Here is a 14,053-nt window from a genome sequence, read left to right on the forward strand (position 1 = left end):
ATTAATGACGACGCATATTACACTGTTAAGGCCGCGCATAAAAGAATGGAACGTTGTGGAAGCGAAACAGTTTTTGGCGAGGCGCCATAATGACAGAAGCCGCAGCAAGTGCGGCTTGAGTGAGGATCAGGCTTCGCTTTCAACGCGCAGTGCATCCGGCGGCAAAGCGATGTTCAAAATAACGGGCTGGAATGCCTCGCGATCGCCAAATTTCATCGAAATACCTTTGGCCACGATAAAGCCTCCCACGCCGCCTAACAGCGCGCCGCAGGCCGCAGCGAGGTCGCTACCAAACAGCGCCTGAAACAGGCCGGCAAACAGGAACAGGCCAAACAGAGGCGTCATATAAACCAGCAGCGCGGAACCCAGCAGGCTGCTCTCTTTGATACCGAGTTCAACACGCTGGCCCGGCGTCAACGGCTTGCTGCTGGCGATCTGCATCACGTGCGCGTTCTTTGGCCCCAGCTTATTCAGCATATGGCTACCGCAGCCTTTACGTGCCTGACAGCTGTTGCAGGACGTTTTAGCTTCAGTGTGCAGCGTGGCGATGCCATCCTGCCATGCCACCACAGTGGCCCATTCTCTCATCATTTTTTTGCCCCGAATTCGACGCTGTCTGCGATACGTTTGGCCGTCACGGGCGGTAGTTCGCCGACGACCGTAATTTCGTTATTATCGCGTATTACGGTTTGCACCGTACGACGTCCCGTGCGCAATGTCTGTGCGGTGCTGTTTTTATCTGCCGGAGTGACATTGACCGCAAAGCTAAACAGGCCATCGCTGTAGAGCCGTGATTCAACCGATTTATTTAACGCGGGAATGGTGCGACGACTTTGCGAGACCAGCGTCATGCCAGCGGGGAGCCAGGCGGGCTGCCAGTCTAACGAAACGTTATCGGTTTTAGTTAACGACAGCGACGGCGGCAAATTCGCTTTCTCCAGCCCCTGCATCAGATTGCGAACGCCATCGTCCACCGCGAAGCTGATAACGCGAAACTGCTCCATCGTTTCACCATCCCGGTCAAGCAAATCGACCCGGAGCGGCAGCTTGGTATCCACGTCCAGCCAGACAACGTAGCTGTAGCGCGTGCCATCGCGTGAAACGATGCGCACTACGTCGCACATCTGGTCGGCAATGCGTGAACGGCCCACGGTGATAAAATCGTAGGCGGTATCCAGCTTGCCAAAATCGGCGTAAATAATGGACGGTAGCGCATCCACAATGTGGTTGCCCGGTAGCGAGAAAGGCTCAATGCCAGGTTCAAAATAGCTGATGTCGTTGCCACGTTGAATCACTTCACGACGCGGACCGTCCATCTGCAGCACCTGCGCATAAACGCGATCGTCGATAACCGCATGACGATAGCGCAGAGATTCCATGCCAAGGCGGGAAACGTTAATGTAGGCGAATTCGTAGTTGAGGGTCTGGCTTGCCTGCTCCATCTGCTGCAATAACGCCCCAGACGCAGAAACCTGCGCTGGGGCGGCAGATGACCACAACAGGCTGCCTGCCAAAAGGCTGACGGCATACCATAGCGGCTTCATTACTGCTGCTGGATTCCTAATGACTGATTACCAGGGACATTGGCCTGCGCTTGTTTAGGCGCATTGGTTTCGAACTGCAGCTGATCCGCATGCAGGCGACGCTGGAGTTCATAGTCCTGCAGCATGGCATTCACGCGACGACGTTGATCCTGCACCTGCTGAGTCGCATTACCGTTGCCAAAGGCATCCGATGGCACGCCAAGGCTCACGGGAGAGGCTTTACCCATGACAGGTAAGGTGTTGAAGACCGGCGAATCAGAACTTTCGACGCTGCCGCTACCCGGTTGGTTATAGTGCTGAACGCCAACGATAACAGCCAGGGAAACACAGGCGGCGACACCAACCTGGGTAATCTGTGCCGCCCACGGGCGAGCTTTATGCCAGAACGGCATTTTTTCCCAGCGAGAAGGTTCGGGCTGTGCTTCGGGGATCAAGGTTGTGACGTTGCGCTGAGGCTCTTTTTCAATCGCAGCAGCGACGCGTGCAGCAATGTCAAAATGCAGGTGCTCGCCCACGTCACCGCGCATGGTATCGCGGATAAGATGGTAGCGTTCCCAGCTTTTTTGTAATTCTGCGTCTTTAGACAGCGCTGAAAACAGCTCACTGTCTAAAGCCTCACCATCCATTAAAGCGGAAAGTTTTTCTTTCTGCATGCCTAATACCCTTCCAGTAGCCGTTATCACTGACGTTGGATAAGCGGTTGAACTTTATTATCAATGGCCTCACGTGCACGGAAGATACGGGACCTGACCGTGCCCACCGGGCAATCCATAATGACGGCGATCTCTTCATAGCTCAGACCGTCAAGTTCCCTGAGGGTAATTGCCATTCGCAAGTCCTCAGGAAGCGCCTCGATGGTACGAAAGACGATTTGTTTCAGTTCATCTGACAACATTAAGTTCTCAGGGTTCGAAATTTCTTTCAATGCGCCCGCACTTTCGAAGTTTTCAGCATCAATTGCATCAACATCACTGGAAGGCGGACGACGCCCCTGAGCGACCAAATAATTTTTTGCTGTATTCACTGCTATACGATACAGCCAGGTGTAAAACGCGCTATCGCCCCGGAACGAGTCCAGCGCACGATAAGCCTTAATAAATGATTCCTGAACGACATCAGGCACATCGCCTGAAGGGACATATCGTGAGACCAGGCTCGCCACTTTATGCTGGTAACGAATTACCAGTAAGTTAAACGCCTTTTGATCCCCCTTCTGAACCCGTTCAACAAGAACCTGGTCCGCTAACTGCTCGCTCATCCGAGGTAATGTCTCCCCAAATACTTTCTTATGCGTTAAGGAACTGCCAGCACACCGCTATTGAGCAAGCATGCGCTTTGAGTCATTGCGTGGCAAAAAGTTCACTCTCGGCCTCTTTTAAGCCACTTTGCGGCAAAATCACACAGTTTGTTCATTTTCGTTCAGTGTAACGCGCGCAAATCGCAGGCAGAGTAACCTATGACAACAGCTTTTTCATCTTTAAATCCTTGTAATCGATTAAGTTTGGTATAAAAAACCCGATTTAAACCTGCAAAACATTAACCTCTTGATATCACTAATGAATTAATTTTCAGACACGCATATTGCCGCGTTTGTGTTCAAAATACTTCACAAAAAATGTCCAAACGCTTATGCTCGGTCCATTCTTGTTTAGTAAATTAAACACTATGACAATTTTCTCTTCCTCTGATTATCAGTGTGATGTCCTTATCGTCGGCAGCGGTGCAGCGGGATTGTCGCTGGCATTGCGTCTGGCAGAGCATTATCAGGTCACCGTATTAAGCAAAGCGCAGGTCAATGAAGGCTCGACGCTGTATGCGCAAGGCGGGATTGCGGCGGTTTTTGACGAAACCGACAGCATTGATTCACATGTGGAAGACACGCTGATCGCGGGTGCAGGTTTATGCGATCGGGCCGCCGTCTCCTTTGTGGCCAGCAATGCGCGGCACTGCGTGCAATGGCTGATTGATAACGGCGTGGCATTTGATACCGATCCCCAGGCTGCAGGCGAGATGCGCTATCACCTGACGCGTGAAGGCGGCCACAGCCACCGCCGTATCCTGCACAGCGCGGATGCGACGGGTCGCGAAGTGGAAACCACGCTGGTAGGCAAAGCGTTGCATCATCCCAATATCCGCATTCTCGAGCGCACCAACGCGGTGGATCTGATTCTTTCGGATAAGCTCGGCCTGCCGGGCCCGCGCCGGGTGACCGGCGCCTGGATTTGGAACCGTAATCGTGAACGGGTTGAGACCTGCCGCGCACGTGCCGTGGTGCTGGCAACGGGCGGCGCGGCCAAAGTGTATCAGTACACGACCAACCCCGATATCGCCTCTGGTGATGGTATTGCGATGGCCTGGCGGGCGGGATGTCGCGTGGCTAATCTGGAGTTTAACCAGTTTCATCCGACCTGCTTGTTTCATCCCCAGGCACAAAACTTTCTGCTCACTGAAGCGCTGCGCGGCGAAGGGGCCTGGCTGGTGCGGCCCGACGGCTCGCGTTTTATGCCCGACTTCGATGCGCGCGCTGAACTGGCGCCGCGCGACATTGTCGCCCGCGCCATCGATCACGAGATGAAACGCCTTGGCGTTGACTGTATGTATCTGGATATCAGCCATCAGCCTGAAGCCTTTGTGCGTTCACACTTCCCGATGATCTACGAAAAACTGCTGACCTTTGGTTTCGATCTGACCAAAGACAGGATCCCGGTGGTGCCTGCCGCGCACTACACCTGCGGCGGCGTCATGGTCAACGCGCAGGGCCGCACCGATATCAACGGCCTGTATGCCATCGGTGAAGTCAGCTACACCGGCCTGCACGGTGCCAATCGCATGGCCTCCAACTCGCTGCTCGAATGCCTTGTATATGGCTGGTCGGCAGCGGAGGATCTGCTGCGTGTTTTACCGGAGGTCGAAGCCGTTGATAACCTGCCGGCCTGGGACGACAGCCAGGTGGATGATGCCGATGAACGGGTGGTGATTCAGCATAACTGGCATGAGCTGCGGCTGTTTATGTGGGATTACGTAGGCATTGTCCGCACCACCAAACGGCTGGAGCGGGCACTGCGCCGCATTACCCTGCTGCAACAGGAGATAGACGAGTATTACCACCATTTCCGCCTGTCCAATAACCTGCTGGAGCTGCGTAACCTGGTGCAGGTGGCTGAGCTGATGGTGCGCTGTGCGCTACAGAGAAAAGAGAGCCGCGGGCTGCATTTTATCCGCGACTATCCGGATTTGCTCCCTGAGGCCCAGCCTACCGTGCTGCAACCGGGTCAGGACATAAACAAATAGAAGTCACGCGTCAGGCTTTGCCAGGCGTCTGAGTACTGCCTGTCTGCATCGCGAATAGCCAGCCGCTCAAACAGGGTTTCGCCGGGGCTGGGGGAAAAGCCCAGCAGAACCCGATGCGGGGGACGATGTGCGTACTCTGCTACATCAAAACGAAAGCGTAAGTGCCAGCCGTCAGCCTGTGCCAGCGCGATAACCTGCTGCCCTGTCGCTTCGGGTAAGACCACACAGAAAAATCCCTCTTCTTCGATCAGCGCGGCCGCACAGCGCAATAACGTCTGATGATCTAATGAACCGGTGGCACGTGCGCTGTCTCTAGCCGGGGTTGCGCAGGCCACACCGGGATCAAAATAAGGAGGATTACTGACGATAAGCGAGTAACGCGCTTCGCAGTTTTCAGCCCACTGGGCGATATCCTGTTGATGAACCTGCATTCGCGCTGCCCACGGCGACTGCTGGATGTTTTCATGCGCCTGCTGTGCGGCGTCCGGATCTAACTCTACGGCATCCACGTCGACATTCGACGGAGTACGCTGGGCCAGCATCAGGGCTATCAGGCCCGAACCGGTGCCGATATCGAGAATCCGCTTCACCCCGGCGACCGGTGCCCATGCGCCCAGCAAAATACCATCTGTGCCGACCTTCATCGCACAGCGGTCATGTGCAACAAAAAACTGCTTGAAGGTAAAACCGTTCTTTTTTAATTGTGGCCGCGCCTGCGGCTTGTCCTGCATCATACTCAGCGACCATTCACCTTTTATCCTGCCGTACGGCAAGGCGTAAGTGTAACGTGGTGGGTTGGGGAATTCACGCCGTTGACGTAATCTGGCGCAGTCAATACCGATAAACAGATGAAGATTATGTTCGATCTGTCTATAATCAGCGCCCCAAACTGAGGTAGAACATGACCGTAACCACATTTTCCGAACTTGAACTCGACGAAAGCCTGCTTGAAGCGCTGCAGGAGAAAGGCTATACGCGCCCGACAGCAATTCAGGCTGCTGCCATTCCCCCCGCGCTGGAGGGCCGCGACGTTCTGGGTTCGGCACCTACCGGGACCGGGAAAACCGCCGCGTATTTATTACCGGTGTTGCAGCACCTGCTCGATTTTCCGCGCAAGAAGTCTGGCCCGCCGCGTATTTTAATTTTAACGCCAACCCGTGAGCTGGCCATGCAGGTTGCCGACCAGGCACGGGAACTGGCGAAACACACGCATCTGGATATCGCCACCATCACTGGCGGCGTGGCCTTCATGAACCACGCTGAAGTGTTTAGCGAAAATCAGGATGTCGTGGTTGCCACCACCGGTCGTCTGCTGCAATACATTAAAGAAGAAAACTTTGACTGCCGCGCTGTAGAAACGCTGATCCTGGATGAAGCCGACCGCATGCTGGACATGGGCTTTGCTCAGGATATTGAAACCATCGCGGGCGAAACGCGCTGGCGCAAACAGACGATGCTGTTTTCTGCCACGCTGGAAGGCGAGCATATCAAGGATTTTGCCGAGCGCCTGCTGAATGAACCGGTTGAACTGGAAGCCGATCCCAGCCGTCGCGAGCGTAAGAAGATCCAGCAGTGGTATCACCGCGCCGACGATCTTGAGCACAAGACAAAGCTGCTGGTTCATCTGTTAAAGCAGCCGGAAGTGACCCGTTCAATTGTGTTTGTGCGCAAGCGCGAACGTCTGCACGAGCTGGTCAGTTGGCTGCATGATGCCGGTATCCGCACCAGCTACCTTGAAGGTGAAATGGTGCAGGCTAAACGCAATGAGGCGATTAAACGCCTGGTCGAGGGCCGCGTCAATGTGCTGGTGGCGACCGATATTGCCGCACGCGGCATTGACGTCGACGATGTCAGCCACGTCATCAACTTCGATATGCCGCGCACCGCTGACACCTATCTGCACCGCATTGGCCGTACTGGCCGGGCCGGTCGTAAAGGTATCGCGATTTCGCTGGTTGAAGCACACGACCATCTGCTGCTGGGTAAAGTCAGCCGCTATGTTGATGAACCGATTAAAGCCCGGGTGATTGACGAGCTGCGTCCTGTTACGCGCGCGCCTTCGGCGAAAACGACGGGAAAACCGTCGAAAAAGGCGCTTGCCAAGCGTGCAGAGAAAAAAGCGAAAGAAGAAGAGAAACCGCGGGTTAAAAAGCGTCACCGTGACCTCAAAAACGTGGGCAAGCGTCGCAAGCCGAGCGGCAGTACGCCGGGCAGCGAGAGTGCGGAATAAATCAGCACGGACTTAAAAAAATCGCCTCCAGTGAGGCGATTTTTGTTTTTGAAAGGCCTGTAAATATGCTTTTAGCATGATTTTAGCATCGAACAGCCCACGCTGGCCTGCCAGCCCAAACGCGCGCTTACCCAATCAAATTTATCATATTGTTAACATTGATAAATTTTGCAGACAGGCGCTGCGTTTTATTTCAGCGCCCGATCCGTTACAAACTTTCAGTAAAGGTACGGGCAATCACATCGCGCTGCTGTTCCGCGGTCAGTGAGTTAAAGCGCACGGCATAGCCTGAAACACGGATTGTCAGTTGGGGATACTTTTCGGGATGTTTCACGGCATCTTCCAGCGTTTCGCGGCGCAATACGTTGACGTTGAGATGCTGACCGCCCTCTACGCGAACCTGAGGTTTCACCTCAACCGGCACGTCGCGGTAAGCCACGTCGCCTAACTCCCCAATCTTCACAATCTGATCCTCCTGAAAGCCTGCAACGGCACAGAGGCAGCGCGCTTCGGCTTTTTCTTCGTCCAGCAGCCAGAAAGAGTTAATTAACGCCGGATTACTCGATTGGGTAATCTGAATACCTGTGATCATTTCAATCCCTCCTGCAAGGTGCGACCTTCGTCTACACCGTGACTCAGTCAATTTGAGCTGTTGGTATACCACCCGATGTCTGCCATAGTTTTGACCTGCATCAATTACCGCCGGGCGTTTTATCGCCACCCTGGTAAGCTTTTGATTTTAAAAACCCGCCTTAGGAAAATTTTGTTTAATTCTTCAAAAATTTTTGGGCTTCATGTCTGAAGACTGAACCGCTAAGCTTAGGGTTCGAAATACAAGGGAGTTGATCATGGCTGAAAAGCTGACCTGGCACGACGTGCTGGCCGAAGAGAAAGAAAAACCCTACTTCATCGAAACCCTGAAGCATGTCGCGAATCAGCGGGCCGCAGGCGTAACGGTTTATCCGCCTCAGAAAGATGTGTTTAACGCGTTTCGCTTAACCGAATTAGGTGACGTTAACGTCGTGATTCTGGGGCAGGACCCTTATCACGGCCCGAACCAGGCACACGGGCTGGCTTTCTCTGTGCTACCGGGCGTGCAGACGCCGCCGTCACTGCAGAACATGTACAAAGAGCTGCAGCAGGACATTCCGGGGTTTGAGCGGCCCAGCCATGGTTATCTGGCAAGCTGGGCGGAACAGGGCGTGATGTTACTGAACACCGTACTGACTGTTGAAGCCGGTAAAGCGCACTCTCACGCCCGGCTGGGATGGGAAACCTTTACCGATACGGTGATTAAAGCTATCAACGAACAGCGTGAAGGCGTGATCTTTCTACTGTGGGGCTCGCACGCCCAGAAGAAAGGCAGCATTATCGATCGCAAGCGCCATCACGTGCTGCAGGCGCCGCACCCTTCCCCGCTTTCCGCGCATCGTGGCTTCTTTGGCTGCCAGCATTTTTCCCAAACCAATGCGCTGTTACGCGATGCCGGTAAAACGCCGATTAACTGGACGCCGGTATTACCTGAGTAAACGCCATAAACACAAACGGCCGCGTCAGTGCGCGGCCGTTTGCAGGGTGAGACAGTAATCAGGCTTTCGCTTTCGCCACGGCAACCATGGCCGGACGCAGCAGGCGGCCGTTAAGCGTATAACCGCGTTGCATGACCATCATGACGTGGTTAGGCTCGACATCCTCAGACTCCATCATCGACATCGCCTGGTGCACTTCAGGATTAAAGGGCACACCGGTTTCGCCGACCACTTCAACACCGAATTTACGCACCGCGCCCAGCAGGGATTTCAGCGTAAGCTCAATGCCTTCAACCATAGAGGCAGACTTCTCGTCTTCTTTGTTGGCCAGTTCCAGTGCACGTTCCAGGCTATCGATCACCGGAAGCAGCTCATTGGCAAACTTCTCCAGCGCAAACTTGTGCGCTTTTTCAATATCCATCTCGGTGCGGCGGCGAACGTTTTCAATTTCTGCCTGCGCACGCAGCTGCGCATCACGCACGCCCGTCTGCAACTGGGCTAACTCAGCTTCAAGCTGAGCGATGCGCTCATCACGCGGATCCACCTCTACTGCTGTCTCCGCGTCCTGAGGTTGGTGTTGATCCTGTTGAATTTCGTCTGAGACTTGCTCGTTTGGGGTGTTCTGTTCTTTACTACTCATGAATTTCTCCGCGTTTTGCACATTCACGTCGCTGGTTGGCTTATTATGGGGATTGGTTTGACGGATTCAAGGGAACACGTCACATCATCGTGCCGATTTGGCTTATGAGGAACACCCACTCGATGAACAAACACTTTAACTGCATTGGTATTGTGGGCCATCCACGCCATCCTACCGCGCTCACTACACATGAGATGCTGTGTCGCTGGCTGACTGCCAAAGGCTATCCCGTTATCGTTGAACAGCAGATTGCACAGGAACTGTCGCTGGGGGATGTTCAGACCGGTACGCTGGCTGAGATTGGCCAACAGGCCGATCTGGCCGTCGTGGTGGGCGGCGACGGCAATATGTTAGGTGCCGCCAGAGTACTGGCGCGTTATGACATAAAAGTGATTGGCATTAACCGCGGTAATTTAGGGTTTTTAACCGATCTTGACCCCGATAACGCCCATCACCAGCTCGATGAAGTGCTGAACGGCAACTATTTTGTCGAAAGCCGCTTTCTGCTGGAAGCGCAGGTCTGCAAGACGGATTGCTCCCCGCGTATTGGCAGCGCCATCAATGAAGTGGTGCTGCATCCGGGCAAAGTCGCGCACATGATCGAGTTTGAAGTGTACATCGACGAAGTCTTTGCCTTCTCGCAGCGTTCCGATGGCCTGATTATTTCCACGCCTACCGGTTCCACCGCCTACTCGCTTTCAGCGGGCGGCCCGATTTTAACACCGTCGCTCGACGCTATTACCATTGTGCCCATGTTCCCGCACACCTTGTCGGCGCGCCCGCTGGTGATCAACAGCAGCAGTACGATTCGGCTGCGTTTCTCGGCACGGCGTAATGACCTTGAGATCAGCTGTGACAGCCAGATTGCGCTGCCTATCCAGGAAGGAGAAGATGTATTGATTCGCCGCAGCGAAAACCATCTCAACCTTATCCATCCTAAAAATTACAGTTATTTCAACACGCTGAGTTCAAAACTGGGCTGGTCAAAAAAATTGTTCTGAAAATGAGCGCGCCCTCTTTACTGGATAAAAAACCAGTTTATACTGTATGAAAAACCATATGTGTTTATTCATACAGGTGACGCTATGCTGGCACAACTGACCATCAGCAATTTCGCTATCGTTCGAGAGCTCGACATTGATTTCCAACGCGGTATGACCGCCATCACTGGTGAGACCGGTGCAGGTAAGTCTATTGCTATCGATGCGCTTGGGTTGTGCCTCGGCGGTCGCGCCGATGCGGACATGGTGCGTCAGGGGGCCAGCCGTGCTGACCTGTGTGCGCGCTTTCAAATTAAAGCGTCGCCTTCTGCCCAGTGCTGGCTGAGCGATAATCATCTCGATGACGGCAATGAGTGCCTGCTGCGTCGCGTCATCAGCGCCGATGGTCGCTCACGCGGCTTTATCAATGGTACGGCCGTTCCTCTCTCGCAGTTACGCGATCTGGGCCAGTTGCTGATCCAAATCCACGGCCAGCATGCCCATCAGTTGCTGCTCAAACCCGATCATCAAAAGCATCTGCTGGATGCCTACGCCGGTCATGACGACCTGCTCGTTCAGATGCGGGCATCCTATCAGACATGGCACCAGAGCTGCCGTACGCTGGCGCAGCATCAGCAACAGGCGCAGGAGCGGGAATCCCGCCGTGAGCTGTTGCAGTACCAGCTTAAAGAGCTGAACGAGTTCGCGCCGGTGGCAGGGGAATTTGAGCAGATTGACGAAGAGTACAAGCGCCTGGCGAACAGCGGCCAGTTGCTGTCGACCAGCCAGCAGGCGCTGCAGCTGTTAGCCGACAGTGATGACACCAATCTGAACAGCATGCTGTACAGCGCGCGTCAGATGCTGTCTGAACTCACTGCGATGGATGACAAGGTCAGCGGTGTATATAACCTGCTGGAAGAAGCCGCCATTCAGCTGAGCGAAGCCAGTGACGAACTGCGTCACTACTGCGACAGTCTGGATCTGGACCCGAACCGCCTCTATGAGCTGGAACAGCGCATTTCCCGGCAAATTGCCCTGGCCCGCAAGCATCATGTGGCACCAGAGGGCCTGCCCGCCGTGCACCAGCAACTGCTGGATGAAGCGGAACTGCTGTCACAGCAGGAAAGCGATCAGGAAAGCCTGCAGACGTTGGTAACCGAACACTACAAGGCTGCCCTGGCGTGCGCGGAGCAACTGCATGCGCAACGCACCCGTTATGCCAACGAGCTACAGCAGTTGATTACTCAGAGCATGCATCTGCTTTCGATGCCGCACGGTCGCTTTGCCATTGAGTTGATCTTCAACCCGGAGCAACTGACCGCCGACGGTGCCAGCCGCATTGATTTTCAGGTAACAACCAACCCCGGACAGCCGTTGCAGCCGCTGGGTAAAGTCGCCTCGGGTGGTGAGCTGTCGCGTATCGCGCTGGCGATTCAGGTTATCACCGCGAAGAAAATGGAAACGCCAGCGATGATTTTCGACGAAGTTGACGTGGGGATTAGCGGTCCGACGGCTGCGGTAGTGGGTAAAATGTTGCGTCAGTTGGGCGAATCTACCCAGGTGATGTGCGTAACCCACCTGCCGCAAGTTGCGGGCTGTGGACATCAGCATTTCTTTGTCAGCAAGGAAACCGATGGCGAAATGACAGAAACGCATATGCAGCCTCTGGATAAGCGCGCGCGCCTTCAGGAACTGGCGCGGTTACTGGGCGGCAGCGAGGTCACCCGCAACACACTGGCTAACGCGAAAGAACTTTTAGCGGCCTGATATGCACTTTTTTACCACAGCGTGGTCATATGCATGCTCTGTAGAGGTTTCCAATAGCGAAAAGGTTTATTATCATCGACAGCTAATGTCGCCTGAATAATAAAGCCTGCCGCAGGCAGAGTTCAGAATTTGATGGCAGAAGAACAGCCTGTAAAAGGCGTTTCGCCCAGGAAAAGGAATGTATAGATGCGCTGTAAAACGCTGACTGCCGCGGCAGTGGTAATGTTAATGATGACCGCCGGATGTTCCACTTTAGAGCGCGTTGTTTATCGCCCCGATATCAATCAGGGCAACTATCTGGTTGCTAACGATGTTGCCAAGATTCACACCGGTATGACTCAGCAGCAGGTTGCCTATACGCTGGGTACGCCAATGATGAAAGATCCCTTTGGCAGCAATGTCTGGTACTACGTCTTCCGTGAGGAGCCAGGCCACGAGAAGGTCAAACAACAAACGCTGACCCTGACCTTTGACCGTAGCGGCGTACTGACCAACATCGATAACAAGCCCGCGCTGTCTTCTTCACAGGATAATTAATCCAGGACGCCAGGGTCGTTACCGACAAGCGATTTAGCATCACCGAACGCAGTAAGAGCGAACGTAAAAGACAGAACGTAAAAAGGCGCTAATCAGCGCCTTTTTCATGCTCAGAAATCGAACCGAGAGATTATTTTTTACTGCTTGCCGCGCGCTCTGCTCGTTGACGACGAAGCTCTTTTGGGTCGGCAATCAGCGGACGATAAATTTCAACCCGGTCGCCTTCCTGTACGGTATCGCTCAGTTTTACCGGATGACTGTAAATCCCCACCTTGTTGCTGGCGAGATCGATTTCAGGCCGCAGTTCCAGCAAGCCTGATTTGCGGATAGCCTGTTCAACCGTGCTGCCCTCTTCCAGTTTTACGTAATGCTGATACTGTTTTTCAGGCAGGGCGTACACCACCTCGACAGAGATATCAGGCACTGTAAACCTCTTTGGCGCGCTGGGTAAAGGCCTGCACCATGCTGTTGGCCAGCTCTTTGAAGATTCGACCAAATGCCATTTCGACCAGCATGTTGGTGAACTCAAACTCCAGGCTCAGCTCGACCTTACAGGCATCATCCCCGAGATCGACAAAGCGCCAACCGCCGGTGAGCTTACGGAACGGCCCATCGACCAGTTGCATATGAATGCTCTGGTTGTCGGTCAGCGTATTTCGGGTGGTAAATGTTTTGCTGATGCCCGCTTTCGACACATCGACTGAAGCCGTCATTTGATTCTCTGAGGCATCCAGTACGCGGCTTCCGGTGCAGCCCGGCAGGAATTGCGGGTAAGCATCCACATCATTTACAAGTTGGTACATTTGTCCGGCGCTAAAGGGGACAAGCGCCGAACGACTAATCTGAGCCATAATGGTTCCTGTTCGTCACAAAACCGCTAAATAATAGCATTTTCAGCGATTAAACAAAAATTCCTCATTGCCATGGTGTGCTAGAATACCCTGTTTCCTGCTGCCCCGCTGGACTGGGGATGCGATAACCGACCAAGTGATGTAAAATACGCGGCATTATGACAAAGAAAAAAGCACACAAACCCGGTTCTGCCACCATTGCCATGAATAAGCGCGCCCGCCACGAATACTTCATTGAAGAAGAGTTCGAAGCCGGCCTGTCGCTACAGGGATGGGAAGTTAAATCACTCCGTGCAGGTAAAGCCAACATCAGCGACAGCTACATTCTGCTGCGCGACGGTGAAGCTTATCTGTTCGGTTCCACTTTTCAGCCGCTGGCGGTGGCCTCATCGCACGTGGTCTGCGATCCTACCCGCAGCCGTAAACTGCTGTTAAAGCAGCGTGAGCTGGACTCACTTTACGGCCGTGTGAACCGCGAAGGCTATACCGTTGTGGCGCTGTCGCTCTACTGGAAGAACGCCTGGTGTAAGCTAAAGATTGGCGTTGCTCGCGGTAAGAAAGAGCACGACAAGCGCAATGACATCAAAGATCGCGAATGGCAAATGGATAAAGCGCGTATCATGAAGAACGCCAATCGTTAAACACTGGATTTCGATACGCTTTTTTGCTAGTATTTGAAGTTCT

16 protein-coding genes are annotated in these 14,053 nt (G+C 53.8%); 7 read left to right on the forward strand and 9 right to left on the reverse strand.

Annotated elements, in window-relative coordinates:
- Positions 1 to 126: 126 nt before the first annotated feature.
- The 4 genes from rseC to rpoE are packed head-to-tail and all read right to left on the reverse strand — an operon-like array spanning position 127 to position 2,802.
- Positions 127 to 591: a SoxR-reducing system protein RseC gene (gene rseC, locus NYE92_RS08930; protein ID WP_013026770.1), complete on the reverse strand. Its 465-nt coding sequence runs from the start codon at positions 589 to 591 to the stop codon at positions 127 to 129.
- Positions 588 to 1,544 (reverse strand): sigma-E factor regulatory protein RseB, encoded by a 957-nt coding sequence (gene rseB / locus NYE92_RS08935; RefSeq protein WP_013026771.1) that lies wholly within the window; start codon positions 1,542 to 1,544, stop codon positions 588 to 590. Before rseB ends, rseC begins: the two co-directional genes overlap by 4 nt.
- The gene (rseA, locus tag NYE92_RS08940; RefSeq protein WP_259018875.1) at positions 1,544 to 2,197 is read right to left on the reverse strand and encodes an anti-sigma-E factor RseA; all 654 of its coding nucleotides are present in this window, start codon (positions 2,195 to 2,197) and stop codon (positions 1,544 to 1,546) included. Before rseA ends, rseB begins: the two co-directional genes overlap by 1 nt.
- Positions 2,198 to 2,223: 26 nt before the next feature.
- Positions 2,224 to 2,802, reverse strand: coding sequence for an RNA polymerase sigma factor RpoE (gene rpoE, locus NYE92_RS08945; protein ID WP_006120509.1), 579 nt, complete (start codon positions 2,800 to 2,802; stop codon positions 2,224 to 2,226).
- Positions 2,803 to 3,173: 371 nt separating this feature from the next.
- Between rpoE and nadB the strand changes: the two genes are divergently transcribed.
- Complete coding sequence (gene nadB / locus NYE92_RS08950; protein ID WP_033774413.1) at positions 3,174 to 4,835, forward strand: L-aspartate oxidase; 1,662 nt, start codon at positions 3,174 to 3,176, stop codon at positions 4,833 to 4,835.
- Here nadB and trmN read toward each other — a convergent pair.
- Positions 4,817 to 5,569, reverse strand: a complete 753-nt coding sequence (gene trmN / locus NYE92_RS08955; RefSeq protein WP_014605254.1) for a tRNA(1)(Val) (adenine(37)-N(6))-methyltransferase TrmN — start codon at positions 5,567 to 5,569, stop codon at positions 4,817 to 4,819. The two genes, nadB and trmN, sit on opposite strands and share 19 nt — an antisense overlap.
- A gap of 167 nt (positions 5,570 to 5,736) precedes the next feature.
- On the opposite strand from trmN, the gene srmB reads away from it, so the two are divergent.
- The gene (gene srmB / locus NYE92_RS08960) at positions 5,737 to 7,065 is read left to right on the forward strand and encodes an ATP-dependent RNA helicase SrmB (protein ID WP_014594342.1); all 1,329 of its coding nucleotides are present in this window, start codon (positions 5,737 to 5,739) and stop codon (positions 7,063 to 7,065) included.
- Between the two features lie 208 nt (positions 7,066 to 7,273).
- On the opposite strand, the gene grcA is transcribed toward srmB, so the two are convergent.
- Positions 7,274 to 7,657, reverse strand: a complete 384-nt coding sequence (gene grcA / locus NYE92_RS08965) for an autonomous glycyl radical cofactor GrcA (protein WP_078829236.1) — start codon at positions 7,655 to 7,657, stop codon at positions 7,274 to 7,276.
- 256 nt (positions 7,658 to 7,913) lie between these two features.
- Here grcA and ung point away from each other — a divergent pair, with 256 nt between their 5' ends.
- Complete coding sequence (gene ung / locus NYE92_RS08970; protein WP_019106095.1) at positions 7,914 to 8,594, forward strand: uracil-DNA glycosylase; 681 nt, start codon at positions 7,914 to 7,916, stop codon at positions 8,592 to 8,594.
- 58 nt (positions 8,595 to 8,652) lie between these two features.
- Here ung and grpE read toward each other — a convergent pair whose 3' ends face one another.
- Positions 8,653 to 9,234 (reverse strand): nucleotide exchange factor GrpE, encoded by a 582-nt coding sequence (grpE, locus tag NYE92_RS08975; protein ID WP_015699722.1) that lies wholly within the window; start codon positions 9,232 to 9,234, stop codon positions 8,653 to 8,655.
- 122 nt (positions 9,235 to 9,356) lie between these two features.
- Between grpE and nadK the strand changes: the two genes are divergently transcribed.
- From nadK to bamE, 3 genes are all read left to right on the forward strand, one after another.
- Positions 9,357 to 10,235, forward strand: coding sequence for an NAD(+) kinase (gene nadK / locus NYE92_RS08980; protein ID WP_015699721.1), 879 nt, complete (start codon positions 9,357 to 9,359; stop codon positions 10,233 to 10,235).
- An 84-nt stretch (positions 10,236 to 10,319) separates the two neighbouring features.
- Positions 10,320 to 11,981 (forward strand): DNA repair protein RecN, encoded by a 1,662-nt coding sequence (recN, locus tag NYE92_RS08985; protein ID WP_015699720.1) that lies wholly within the window; start codon positions 10,320 to 10,322, stop codon positions 11,979 to 11,981.
- A 186-nt stretch (positions 11,982 to 12,167) separates the two neighbouring features.
- Positions 12,168 to 12,518, forward strand: a complete 351-nt coding sequence (bamE, locus tag NYE92_RS08990) for an outer membrane protein assembly factor BamE (protein WP_014605250.1) — start codon at positions 12,168 to 12,170, stop codon at positions 12,516 to 12,518.
- Positions 12,519 to 12,648: 130 nt separating this feature from the next.
- On the opposite strand, the gene NYE92_RS08995 is transcribed toward bamE, so the two are convergent.
- Together NYE92_RS08995 and NYE92_RS09000 are read right to left on the reverse strand one after the other, a co-directional pair.
- Positions 12,649 to 12,942, reverse strand: coding sequence for an RnfH family protein (locus NYE92_RS08995; protein ID WP_013026782.1), 294 nt, complete (start codon positions 12,940 to 12,942; stop codon positions 12,649 to 12,651).
- Entirely contained in the window at positions 12,935 to 13,369 is a 435-nt protein-coding gene (locus tag NYE92_RS09000) for a type II toxin-antitoxin system RatA family toxin (protein ID WP_013026783.1), read from the reverse strand. The genes NYE92_RS08995 and NYE92_RS09000 overlap by 8 nt, the downstream gene beginning before the upstream one ends.
- A gap of 158 nt (positions 13,370 to 13,527) precedes the next feature.
- On the opposite strand from NYE92_RS09000, the gene smpB reads away from it, so the two are divergent.
- The gene (smpB, locus tag NYE92_RS09005) at positions 13,528 to 14,010 is read left to right on the forward strand and encodes an SsrA-binding protein SmpB (protein WP_013026784.1); all 483 of its coding nucleotides are present in this window, start codon (positions 13,528 to 13,530) and stop codon (positions 14,008 to 14,010) included.
- Positions 14,011 to 14,053: the final 43 nt, after the last annotated feature.

Origin of the sequence: Pantoea sp. B566 (genome assembly GCF_024793925.1) — a bacterium.
GTDB classification, from domain to species: Bacteria; Pseudomonadota; Gammaproteobacteria; order Enterobacterales; family Enterobacteriaceae; genus Pantoea; species Pantoea ananatis.